Annotated in this window: 9 protein-coding genes and 1 pseudogene; 5 read left to right on the top strand and 5 right to left on the bottom strand. The window is 38.5% G+C overall.

Translation table 11 applies throughout. The annotated features are described in order from the left end of the window. Window positions 1–2: 2 nt before the first annotated feature. On the bottom strand, window positions 3–992 hold the full coding sequence (hlyD, locus tag GYM74_RS08125) for a secretion protein HlyD (protein WP_220217727.1): 990 nt from the start codon (window positions 990–992) through the stop codon (window positions 3–5). A 17-nt stretch (window positions 993–1009) separates the two neighbouring features. Further along, window positions 1010–1504: a MarR family transcriptional regulator gene (locus GYM74_RS08120; protein ID WP_220217726.1), complete on the bottom strand. Its 495-nt coding sequence runs from the start codon at window positions 1502–1504 to the stop codon at window positions 1010–1012. A 331-nt stretch (window positions 1505–1835) separates the two neighbouring features. Here GYM74_RS08120 and GYM74_RS08115 point away from each other — a divergent pair. After that, window positions 1836–2135, top strand: a pseudogene (locus tag GYM74_RS08115) (type II toxin-antitoxin system RelE/ParE family toxin). Beyond that, window positions 2132–2434 (top strand): addiction module antidote protein, encoded by a 303-nt coding sequence (locus GYM74_RS08110; RefSeq protein WP_065561131.1) that lies wholly within the window; start codon window positions 2132–2134, stop codon window positions 2432–2434. The pseudogene GYM74_RS08115 and the gene GYM74_RS08110 overlap by 4 nt, the downstream one beginning before the upstream one ends. A gap of 247 nt (window positions 2435–2681) precedes the next feature. Here GYM74_RS08110 and GYM74_RS08105 read toward each other — a convergent pair whose 3' ends face one another. Further along, window positions 2682–5009, bottom strand: a complete 2328-nt coding sequence (locus tag GYM74_RS08105) for a zinc/cadmium/mercury/lead-transporting ATPase (RefSeq protein ID WP_220217725.1) — start codon at window positions 5007–5009, stop codon at window positions 2682–2684. Between the two features lie 142 nt (window positions 5010–5151). On the opposite strand from GYM74_RS08105, the gene GYM74_RS08100 reads away from it, so the two are divergent. After that, window positions 5152–6360: an MFS transporter gene (locus tag GYM74_RS08100; RefSeq protein ID WP_220217724.1), complete on the top strand. Its 1209-nt coding sequence runs from the start codon at window positions 5152–5154 to the stop codon at window positions 6358–6360. Window positions 6361–6403: 43 nt separating this feature from the next. Here the strand turns inward: GYM74_RS08100 and surE are convergent, their stop codons facing one another. Both surE and GYM74_RS08090 read right to left on the bottom strand, forming a co-directional pair. After that, entirely contained in the window at window positions 6404–7186 is a 783-nt protein-coding gene (gene surE / locus GYM74_RS08095; protein ID WP_220217723.1) for a 5'/3'-nucleotidase SurE, read from the bottom strand. 11 nt (window positions 7187–7197) lie between these two features. Beyond that, window positions 7198–8064, bottom strand: a complete 867-nt coding sequence (locus GYM74_RS08090) for a neutral zinc metallopeptidase (RefSeq protein WP_220217722.1) — start codon at window positions 8062–8064, stop codon at window positions 7198–7200. A 534-nt stretch (window positions 8065–8598) separates the two neighbouring features. Here GYM74_RS08090 and proP point away from each other — a divergent pair. Both proP and rlmF read left to right on the top strand, forming a co-directional pair. Then, entirely contained in the window at window positions 8599–10104 is a 1506-nt protein-coding gene (gene proP / locus GYM74_RS08085) for a glycine betaine/L-proline transporter ProP (protein WP_220217721.1), read from the top strand. A gap of 242 nt (window positions 10105–10346) precedes the next feature. Beyond that, window positions 10347–11312 (top strand): 23S rRNA (adenine(1618)-N(6))-methyltransferase RlmF, encoded by a 966-nt coding sequence (gene rlmF, locus GYM74_RS08080; protein ID WP_220217720.1) that lies wholly within the window; start codon window positions 10347–10349, stop codon window positions 11310–11312. Window positions 11313–11846 lie beyond the last annotated feature (534 nt).

The following is an 11846-nucleotide window of genomic DNA, read 5'->3' as shown; positions in this document are numbered from 1 at the left end:
CGTTATTGGGCAAATTTTATTGTTACCGGCATGCCTTGGCGCAACATATCATCAGCTTGACCTTGGCCGGTTTCATTGATTTGAATACGTAAACGGTAAACTAAATCAGTGCGAAGTACTGGGGTTTCAACTGTTTTCGGTGTAAATTCGGCCGTGGGAGACACAAAGCCAATTTGCCCAATATAAGGTTTATCCGGCTGAGAATCGGTAAAGACATAAACCGTTCTTCCGGGTATGGCTTGATGTAAATTAATTTCGTCGATATAGGCTCGTACCCAAACCGGCCGATCTAATGAAATGGCATAGATCGGTGAGCCGGCAGTCAACATGGTGCCGGATTCAACCGCTCGGGTTGAAATTGTACCTTGGGAAGGTGCATAAAGTTCGGTATCTGATAAATTAAGCTCAGCTTGGGCTAGCTCTGCTTGCGCAGCTTGCACGGTGGCTTGTGCTGCTTCAATCTCTTCTTTACGATAACCATTAGTAAGCTTTTCAAGCTTTTGTTTAGCGGTTTGTAAATTAGCTTTGGCTTGATCACGCAAAGTTAAACTGTTATCGAATTGATCTTTAGATATTGAAGATGATTTGATTAATTTCGCCATACGCTGATAGTTATTTTCAGCATAATCATAACTTGCCTGATACTGTAAAACTTGTGCAGCTGCTTGAGCCACTTCTTCTTTGCGATATCCGTTTATCATTAAATCAAGTTGCGCTTGCTTAACCATTAAATTGGCTTTAGCTTGATTAACGGCGTTTTGATAAGGTTTAGCATCGAGTTTGGCTAATAGATCGCCTTGTTTAATAGGATCACCTTCTTCATAATTCAATTGCATCAAACGCCCTGACACACGAAAGCTACTGTTTACTGTACGGATATCAACATTACCATATAAAACTAATGAAGAAGGGTTTTTATTAATAAACCAAATTGCACCGCTGATTAGAATTATTACTAACAATAATAGCGGGATAAGTCGTTTTTTTGTCATCGATATTCTCGTTTAGTTTACTGCTCAAGGTGTTTTAAAAGTTTCAGTAAGATTGAGCGCAATTGTTGACGCTCCTCTTGGCTGATAATTTGCCAGGCTTGAACAACCCTTTTTTCGATAGGGGGGATTTCATTTTTAAAAAAATTGATCCCTTTGTTGCTTAAAATTAAACAATGTGAGCGGCGATCATGCGGATCAGCTTGTCGTATAACTAATTCATTTTTTACTAATGTTTCTACACATCGTGTCACTTGCACCCGAGAAAAATGGGTTAATTCACTGAGTTGCGACGGTTTGACTCCTTCAGGGTGAAAGGTGTTTATGACTAATAAAACAGCAAATAATTTATCGTCCAGTTGGTATTGTCGGTAGGCTTGATTTAGGTTTTCTAAAAGTGCTTCAGTGCTAAACTGCAATAAACGACTTAAGAAGATCTCATCATAATTTGAAGACATTCCACGAGATTTAAATTTTTCAATCAGTTGTTCAACCGTTGCAATAGGGATTGCCATAATATTACCTTTTCAATATAGTTTCATTTGAAACTATATCAAATGAAATTATATTTCGCAACCAATTAATCGATTCATCAGTTAAATACCCAATTAAAAATTCAGCTAACGTTTGTGCTAATTTTTCCTTATCTTTTGTGGCTATTTCACGACATCGTTTGGTATACCTGTTTCAACATCGATTGTTTTATTCATTATTATTTTTATGATTAACATCAATATAAGCATTAGATAAGTTTTGGTAACAATATAAATAATTAAAATTGACAACTACAGTTGACATGTTGGTTGTGTAAGATAAAATAGTTTTAAATTAAAACAGGAATAAAGCATGATTACTGTAAGTTATACACCGCAAATGGAAAAATGGTAGAAGTCGCTTAAGGATAAAACTGCAGCAGCTAAAATTAAAGTTCGAATTCGTCGTATGCAAGAAGGTAATTTTGGTGACGTTAAATCTGTAGGTAGCGGTGTATCAGAAATGCGCATTCACTGTGGAAAAGGGTACAGGGTTTATTTTGCTAACCGCAATAATGAAATTGTTATTTTATTGTGTGGTGGTGACAAGGATACACAACAAACAGACATTAAAATTGCTAAAGAATTAGCAAATAAATGGGGTTTATTATGACTACAAAACTAAAAACTTTTGACGTAGTTGATTTTTTAAATACTGATGAAGAGATGCAAGAATATTTAAATGCCGCAATAGAAGAAGGAGACCCTAAATTTTTATTTATTGCACTTGGTGATATAGCTAGAGCTAAAAACATCAGTCAGCTTTCACGTGATACGGGTATAAGCCGTGAGGGTATTTATAAAGCATTATCAGGTGAGGGGAATCCTACTTTTAATACAATCTTTAAAATTGTTCAAGCATTAGGTTTGCAAATGCAGTTTTCCTCACAAAAACATGCAGATTGTTGTTAACTGAGCATGGAAAATCTAATCTTTTTTACTGTTTTTATAATCGTGAAAACCTGCCGATACATTGATAACCTGTTTATATATGAACGGCAGAGGCTAACTTAAAATAGTTACATTTAAATAATAAGTTACTAGAAGGGATTGCATACAATATCCCTTCTTTAATAGGTGTAACAATAAAAGATAGATTATGCCATTATGTAAAGCCGAAAACTTATCCTTTAAAAAAGTTAAAATTCGCTGTTCACCCTTATTTTTTAACCTTTAGCAATCTTAAAGCATTGGCTGTCACAATCGCTGTGGTACCCGAATCAGCTAATACTGCAAGCCAAAGCCCGGTTAAGCCAAAAAGACTGGTAATTAAAAATATCAACTTTATCCCTAATGCTATAGTGATATTTTGTTTAATATTTCGATTGGCAAAACGTGCTAAGCGAATTAACGTTGGTAAACTCGATAGACTATTTTTGCTGAGGGCGACTTCGGCTGTTTCAAGGGCAACATCGGTACCGCTTCCCATTGCAATGCCGATTGTTGCGGCTTTCATTGCCGGTGAATCATTGATTCCGTCCCCGACCATGGCAATGGTGGTAGTTTTGCCGATTTTTTCAATCTCGACCAGTTTGTCAGCAGGTAATAACTGAGCACGGTAATCCATCCCTAATTGTCCGGCAATCGCTTTAGCGGCTCGTTGATTGTCACCTGTGAGCATCAAGGTTTTAAGACCGAGTTGGTGGAGTGCCTTAATGGCTGGTTTTGCATCTGTTCGCAAGACATCTTGCAGCGCGATAATCCCCAGTAATGCTTGATCTGTGACGGCGACCACGACGGTTTTGCCGGCATTTTCCAGTTGTTCGATGAGCTTGGCATCGTCGTTTAACAAAGGGACCGAGACAGTGTCAATTTTATTGGGTGAAACAACATAATAGATTTTTTGGTTTAGCTCGCCTTGAATACCAATACCGGCAATGGCTTTACGATTTGTCGCTTCATTAAACGTGATATCGTGTTGTTTGGTGTAATCCACAATAGCTTTAGCTAAAGGATGATGTGAGCCGCTTTCAATTGATGCAACTATAGCAAGCAAGTCATTGACCGCTAAGCCTCGATTGATAATATCGGTCACTTGCGGTTTTCCTTCCGTTAGTGTGCCGGTTTTATCAAAGGCAATCATTTTTAGCGATCCAATGTGTTCCAGCGCGGCGCCCCCTTTAATCAATACTCCTAATTTGGCGGCACTCGATAATGCTGAAGTGATGACGGCAGGGGTTGAGATCACCAACGCACAAGGACAGCCAATTAATAATAGTGTTAATCCTCGATAGATCCATGTATACCAATCTTCGCCCAAAAGCAGTGGTGGTATAAGGATAACCAACAAAGCAAACAGCGCAATAGCCGGCGTATAATAACGGCTAAATTTATCGATAAAACGCTCAATCGGCGCTTTGCGCTCTTCGGCATCTTCGATCAATTGCAAGATGCGATCAACAGCGTTTTGCCCTGCTTGCGAAATCACTTTGAGTTGAATGGTATTATCAACCACCAGTGATCCGGCTAAAATCTTATCGCCATATAAGTAGTTGACCGGGATCGATTCGCCGGTTAAGGCGCTTTCGTCAATATTGGCTTGTTCACTCACTAAGATAACATCAGCCGGTAATCGCCCGCCGGATGAAATTTCGATAATATCGTCTGGCTTCAAACTGTGGCTGGCAACGGTTTTACGCTTACCGTCGATAATAATAACAGTCTCTTCAGGCATGAGCTTAGCAAGGGATGAAATGCCTTTCTTGGCTTTATTTGTTGCGATCCCTTCAAGCATTTCACCTATCATAAACAGAAAAATCACCATGGTGGCTTCTTCAGCTGCGCCAATAAATAGTGCGCCAATTGCCGATATACTCATTAACGATTCAATCGCAAAGGGTGTGCCACTGCGAGTCAATAAAATCGCCTCTTTTAATATCGGTATCAGCCCGATAATAGCGGTGGCAATAAAGGCGTATTGACCGGCTTGATGATTAAACAGCGTAATAAGATAACTGATAACAATTAACGCGCCCAATATGGCTAAAGGTAATAACGCTTTTTTATCGATTATATGAGAGTGTTCATGTTGATGATTATGATTGTCCGATGATTGGAAAATAGGGGTATAACCTAGTTCGACAACTTTATCTTCAATCTGTTTAATTATTTTTTGATCTTTCTGCGGAACTAACACAACCAACTTTTCAGTTGAAAATGTGATTTTTGAGTGAGTAATATTCGGAAGAGTTTTAATGCCATTTTCAATTTTTTTAGCGCAATGGGCGCAATCCATACCTTGAATTTTCCAGATAAGCTTAATGTGTTGGCTTTGCCTTTCGGGATCTTCGGGTGGATCACTAATGTCATTTTTGGCGCTACTATCTTGTTCTTGTCGCCCAGCACTCGCCACGCTGTTTTGCGTTTGATGAGTATCGGTACTCTGTGCTGATTGTTGGTGATGATTATGCGCAATATTATGACATTCACCTTGGCAATGATGATGACTATCATGATGTTGCTGCGTAGATTTGTTATTATATAACATAACGTTACCTCGTCTTGTTGATGATTTTGATTGTACGCTTAATTGTAGAAAAATAAATCATTTTTTAAGCTATTATTTTTTCAATACCTAAGCGTATGTTTTAAGTATATAATTAATGACACTTTCATGATTGAGATAAGATATGTCTAGTATTCCTTCGTTTCGCCAACGGCAAGGCGTTATTTTTTCGGCTTTTTTATTTGCCACCTTTGTCATTGGGGTAGCCGGTGCATTACAGTCACCAACCTTAAGTCGATTTTTATCGGTTGACGTTAATGTTGATCCTCGCTTAGTCGGTCTCTTTTTCTCGGTGAATGCTTTTGCCAGCATTATTGGTAGCTTTTTATTGGCAAAATATTCTGATAAAAGGGGCGACAGGCGCAATATTGTCATATTTTGTTGTTTAATGGGGGTTGCCAATAGCCTTATTTTTGCCTTTTCCCGTAACTATTACCTATTAATTACGCTCGGCGTACTATTTGCTGCGCTCTCGTCCGCAGCGATGCCGCAAATTTTTGCTTTAGCTCGTGAATATGCCGTGAAAAGCGGACGAAATGTTGTCGCCTTCAACTCGTTGATACGGGCACAACTGTCACTTGCTTGGGTCATTGGACCACCTTTATCGTTCGGATTAGCGATTGAGTATGGTTTTACCACCATGTATCTGAGTGCCATGTCGATGTTTATTGTCGCGATGATCTTTGTTGCCATTTTTTTACCTTCCGTTGAAAAAAATCCGACATCAGAGCTACCCAATAACGTTGATTTACAAGCGGCAAATCAACCCTTATTTAAAAATAAAAATGTAGTGTTTTTGTTACTATCAACGGTCTTTATGTGGACAGCAAATATGATGTATATCATCGATATGCCTCTGTACGTACAATCGGTATTACATCTTTCTGATTCTTTACCGGGATATCTAATGGGATTGGCTGCCGGGATTGAAATACCGGTTATGATCATTGCGGGCTACTTAGTGCCGATGTTAGGCAAAAGAAATCTATTTTTTATCGCCATAATCTGCGGATTGATCTTTTATATCGGTATGATTTTATTTACCGATGAGTGGATCTTATTTGTGTTACAGCTATTTAATGCACTTTTTATTGGCATTGTGGCAAATATTGGGATTATCTACTTTCAAGATCTGCTACCAACCCGAATGGGCGTTGCATCAACCTTGTTTAATAATGGTATCATCTGTAGCATTATTATAGCCGGTATGCTTCAAGGGTTTGTATCTGAATCTTACGGGCATGAAATTATCTATTCGATCGCCTTAATTATGGTCGCTATATCATTGATATTTTGTGCGCTGGTTAAAGAGGTGAGAACAAAAGTCGATTAATACTGGATAATACGTCTTCCTAAAAGGAAGACGTAACAATGCGCTATTTCGCCACAAAATTTTGCTTTAATACTTCATAAAATGCATTATCTGTTCGCTCATAACTTAAAGGCGTAATTGCAATAAAGCCGCCATTGGTGGCATCGAGCTCTTTACTTTCGTCAATAATTTGTTGATTACGTTTTGCTCTAAACCAAAAATAATCGTTTCCTTCAGGATCGGTTGTTGGCGCAACAATAAATTTGCTTACATCTGCTGCCCCTTGTTTGGTTATCTTCACGCCATTTATATTGTTAGCTTTACAAGCCGGAAAATTGATATTAAAGCAGATATTTTTAGGTGCCGATAACGCCAACAGTTGCCGAATAACTGATTCGGTATGATGTATTGCACAATCCCAATCGGTTGGCTGATTATCTTCGGTGGTTGATTGGCTTAATGCCATTGCCGGCACACCGAGTGTCATTGACATCATGGCGGCACCGACTGTGCCGGATAAAATGGTTTCAAACCCGACATTAGTGCCATTATTGATTCCCGACAAAACTAAATCGGGCAGATTGTCTACCATTAAATATTTAAGCGCATACAAAGCACAATCTGCGGGCGTTCCATAAACGGCATACTCTCTATCACCCCGCTGAGCAACCCGAAAGGGTGATTTTAAGCTAACGGCACATGAAACACCGCTTTGATCGAGCGCCGGCGCAACTACCCAAACTTCATGGGCAATTTTTTCGGCAGCTTCTTTTAAAATATTAATGCCTTTGGCATCGATACCGTCATCGTTGACTAATAAAATACGATTTACTAATTTATTAAACATCTTCTTTCCTTTTAATTTCCTTGCAGTGTGAAGGTATTACACTGATTAATCAAACCACTATCAAATCCTCGTTTAAACCATGTATAACGTTGTTGCGATGTGCCGTGAGTAAAGCTATCAGGTACTACATAGCCGGTACTTTGTTGCTCAAGCCGATCATCGCCAATCGCTTGCGCTGTCTGTAATGCTTGCTCAATATCGCCTACTTCTAACAGATTTTGTTGTTTAATCGAATTACCCCATAAACCGGCATAACAATCGGCTTGTAGTTCAAGTTTAACTGATAATTGATTTCTGGTAATTTCAGATTGTGACTGCTTTAATTGTTCAACTTTATTAAAGGTACCAAGCAGATTTTGCACATGATGCCCAATTTCGTGAGCGATGACATAACTTTGAGCAAAGTCGCCACCACCACCAAGACGCTGTTTCATCTCTTGATAAAAAGAGAGATCTAAATAGACGGTTTTATCTAAACTACAATAAAAAGGCCCCATTAAGGTTTGGCCGGCGCCACATGAAGTTTGGGTCGAGCCGGTATAAAGAACAAGTTTGGGTGGGATATACGTTTTGCCTAAATGTTGAAACTCTTGTCGCCAATAATCTTCTGTACTGGCTAGAATAACCGATGTAAATTTTGCGGCATCGGGATCGGGTTGCATATATGCAGCTGAGGATTGTTGGTTGTCGTTAATATCAATGATACCGGAATTGAGTAAACCGGATAAATCGATGCCATAATAACCGGCAACGATAACAACCAAAAATAGTACGATTTTACCTTTACCTCCAATTGGGATATTAATTCCCGTTCCACTTCCTGACTGTGAGCGGCGATCTTCAATATTATCACTCTCTCTTTGGTCTCTCCAACGCATAGGGATTACCTCATCAGTTTAAGTGAAATCATTGTAAAGGATAACTAACAAGGATTCTACATTAAGATAATATTATTAAACGACGCTAACTTAGAAAAGGGTTCAGTGAATGACCAAAAATGACCGATAGTGACAACTAAATCTATCACTGACTTGCCGGGGTTGCACGATCATGACTGGCGAAATAGGGGATTAAACGATATTTCATTTCTTTAAAAGCTTGCCGCGACAAAACTAAAATCGCCCACTTTTTTACTGTGCATGAATTTTACAAAATGGGATTAAGTCGCTATAATCAATGGCTAATTTCCCTTAAACGTCACGTTTTATCATTCGATAAATTATCGAATAGTGATGATAAAACCGTCGTTTTGCTAGTTATTTTCCTCTTTTTATTTTTGGGAATTTTCCCAATTTAATGTCAGAAAACACATGATCAATGTGAATTTATATTGTACTTGTTTGTATCATTAAGTAACCGATTCACCTTATTGCATAAATTTTCTTTTATTTGCATCAAAACAGGCGGTATTTATGAAAAGCATACGAAGTTCAAAAAATAAACCCTTAAATATTAACGATATTACCATTATTGACGACAGTAAATTAAAAAAAGCAATAACCGCTGCTGCGCTGGGTAATGCCATGGAGTGGTTTGATTTTGGTGTTTACGGCTTTTTGGCTTATGTTTTAGGTCAGGTGTTTTTTCCCGATGCTTCACCTAGCGTACAAGTTGTGGCTGCTTTAGCAACGTTTTCGGTACCGTTTTTAGTGCGCCCATTAGGCGGATTAGTCTTTGGTATTCTTGGTGATAAATTTGGTCGGCAAAAAGTCTTATCGGTCACAATCATCATTATGTCATTAAGTACTTTTTGTATTGGACTGATTCCTTCTTATGCTTCGATCGGTATTTTTGCGCCACTGTTACTACTTTTGGCTAAATTAGCGCAAGGATTTTCAATTGGCGGTGAATATTCGGGGGCAGCTATCTTTGTTGCGGAATACTCGCCGGATCGCAAACGGGGTTTTATGGGAAGTTGGCTTGATTTTGGATCGATTGCCGGTTTCTTAGTTGGTGCAGGTTTAGTTGTACTGCTCTCCTCTATTATGGGTGATGCCAAATTTCAAGCGTGGGGCTGGCGCATTCCATTTTTATTTGCGCTGCCGCTTGGCTTAATTGGTCTCTATCTACGCCACGCCCTCGAAGAAACACCGGCGTTTCAACAGCATACCGATAAAATGGATAACAACGATCAAAATCACATTGCCAATCCTCCTAAAATGACACTAAAAACAATCATTAAACAGTACTGGAAGAGTCTTTTAGTCTGTGTAGGATTAGTCATGGTGACAAATGTGACTTATTATATGCTTTTAACCTATATGCCGAGTTATTTATCGCACAATTTAAATTATCACACCGATCATGGGGTATTGATTATTATTGCTATCATGATAGGCATGCTATTTGTCCAACCGATGATTGGTTTAATCAGCGATAAAATTGGACGCAAACCTTTTATTGTCGGTGGAAGCGTAGGCTTACTTATTTTGGCCTATCCGGCTTTTGCCATGATAAACAGTGATATCATCGGTCTTATCTTTTTGGGATTATTGATTTTAGCTGTGCTATTAAACTGTTTTACCGGGGTAATGGCTTCAATTTTGCCGGCCATTTTCCCTACCAGCATTCGTTACAGTGCACTGGCAATTGCATTTAATATTTCCGTACTTATCGCCGGGGCGACGCCAACTGTTGCCGCTTGGTTGGTTGAAGAAAGTGGCAACTTATATATGCCTGCTTACTATTTAATGGTGGTGGCTATTATTGGATTGATAACCGGATTAAAAATGAATGAAACGGCCAATCAACCCCTACGAGGCGCCACACCGGCGGCATCAGATCGCAGTGAGGCAAAAGCGATCTTATCTGACCACTTTGATTCCATTGAACAAAAAGTTGAAGATATTGATGAACAGATTGAAAACCTACAAGAGCAACGTCAGGATCTAGTTGATCAGCATCCTAAATTAGATTAGGGCGCATTAACCTTTTCCGTTGATAGTGAGTTCTCTTAGCGGAAAAGTGACCTTTATAGGCTGCTGACAGGCTAAGCCCATTTTCCGGCTTTTGCTCTGAGCAGCCAATCTCGCCGACAAATAGAGATTGATTTGCTGGGTGTTATGCTTTTTTGTTACCGGCAATTGATTATTGCATTACTTTTTTTACTTATTCGGTTGAAAGCCGATATAATAGCGTGTTTTTTATCATTGGATTTGACATGCAAAAATCATCTACATCACCTAAATCATCACCTTTACATCATCGAAATAAGCATAATCATGGTTATGATTTTAAAACGCTGATCCAAAAATTGCCGGAATTTGCCCCTTTTGTAAAAGTTAATCAATATGGCAATTTATCGATTGATTTTGCCGATCCGATAGCCGTTAAAATGCTAAATAAAGCGTTATTAATGCAATATTATCATTTAAGTTATTGGGATATTCCGGATCAATTCCTTTGCCCGCCGATCCCCGGTCGAGCCGATTATATTCACTATTTGGCGGATCTATTAGCTAGCGATAATGCTAACCATATTCCAACTGGTCATCAGGTGCATGTGCTCGATATTGGTACGGGTGCTAATGTGATTTATCCGATTATTGGCTGTGCGGAGTATGGTTGGTCGTTTGTGGCAAGTGATATTAATCCTACTGCAATTAATGTGGCATCACTGATTGTCAAAGCCAATCCTATTCTTAACGGTGCTATAGCGTGCCGATTGCAAAAAGACCGATCGGCGATGTTTAAGCAAATCATTAAACCGAACGAATTTTATCTATTAACGCTCTGTAACCCGCCATTCCATGCCTCGGCACAAGCAGCATTAGCTGCAACGCAACGCAAGCTTAAAAATTTAGGTAAACTTACCGATCCGAAGCAAAAAACGATACTTAATTTTGGTGGTCAACATGCTGAACTTTACTGCCAAGGTGGCGAAGCGGCTTTTATCACTAAAATGATTCAAGAAAGTGTGCACTATAAAAAACAGTGTTTATGGTTTACTTCTTTGGTATCCAAAAAAGAGTCATTGCCGATAATCAAAAAACATTTGAAGCAAGTTGGCGCAATTGATAGCAAAATTGTCCCTATGGCACAAGGACAAAAAGTGAGTCGCTTTGTCGCATGGACTTTTTACACCCCAACAGAACGACAACAGCTTGTTAAGAAGTTTCAGAAATAACCTATGTTTCAGTATAAAAATAGCTTACTCGCGTAAGGAGTGATAACCGTGATGCTGTTAGTTTTAAAATGAAATAAGGATACTTTACTTCAATTTTTAGCGTTTAATCTGTTGCCCATTTCTGTCAAGAAGTTTCAGAAAATATATATGTTTAAGTATAAAAATAACTGATTAGTGTATTAAGCGAGAAACGCAGAATCAGTTATTTTTAAGATGAAGTAAGGATACTTCATTCCAATTTTTAGCGTTTAACCAGTTGCCTATTTCTGTCAAGAAGTTTCAGAAAATATATACGTTTAAGTATAAAATAACTGACAAGTGTACTTAGCGTAAAACGCTGATTATGTCATCTTTTTAAAATTAACTAAGGATATTTGCTCACCCATTTTTTGTGCTTTGTTACACCTTGATTTAAGCAAACAAAAGCTTATTGTTCTTTGAATTTTGACAGATAATCCCACACTAATTTTAATGATTAACTATATGATTAATTTTAAAATTTGATGAAGTGTAAATTATGCTTGTTAACGCACA

The organism is Gilliamella sp. ESL0405 (assembly GCF_019469205.1).
Taxonomy (GTDB): domain Bacteria; phylum Pseudomonadota; class Gammaproteobacteria; order Enterobacterales; family Orbaceae; genus Gilliamella.
Note: the sequence above shows the minus strand (reverse complement) of the source record. Positions and strands in the feature narration are given on the sequence as shown.

Coding starts and splice junctions, on each gene's coding strand:
- hlyD (WP_220217727.1), bottom strand. CDS start 992: ATGACAAAAAAACGACTTATCCCGCTATTATTGTTAGTAATAATTCTA.
- GYM74_RS08120 (WP_220217726.1), bottom strand. CDS start 1,504: ATGGCAATCCCTATTGCAACGGTTGAACAACTGATTGAAAAATTTAAA.
- GYM74_RS08110 (WP_065561131.1), top strand. CDS start 2,132: ATGACTACAAAACTAAAAACTTTTGACGTAGTTGATTTTTTAAATACT.
- GYM74_RS08105 (WP_220217725.1), bottom strand. CDS start 5,009: ATGTTATATAATAACAAATCTACGCAGCAACATCATGATAGTCATCAT.
- GYM74_RS08100 (WP_220217724.1), top strand. CDS start 5,152: ATGTCTAGTATTCCTTCGTTTCGCCAACGGCAAGGCGTTATTTTTTCG.
- surE (WP_220217723.1), bottom strand. CDS start 7,186: ATGTTTAATAAATTAGTAAATCGTATTTTATTAGTCAACGATGACGGT.
- GYM74_RS08090 (WP_220217722.1), bottom strand. CDS start 8,064: ATGCGTTGGAGAGACCAAAGAGAGAGTGATAATATTGAAGATCGCCGC.
- proP (WP_220217721.1), top strand. CDS start 8,599: ATGAAAAGCATACGAAGTTCAAAAAATAAACCCTTAAATATTAACGAT.
- rlmF (WP_220217720.1), top strand. CDS start 10,347: ATGCAAAAATCATCTACATCACCTAAATCATCACCTTTACATCATCGA.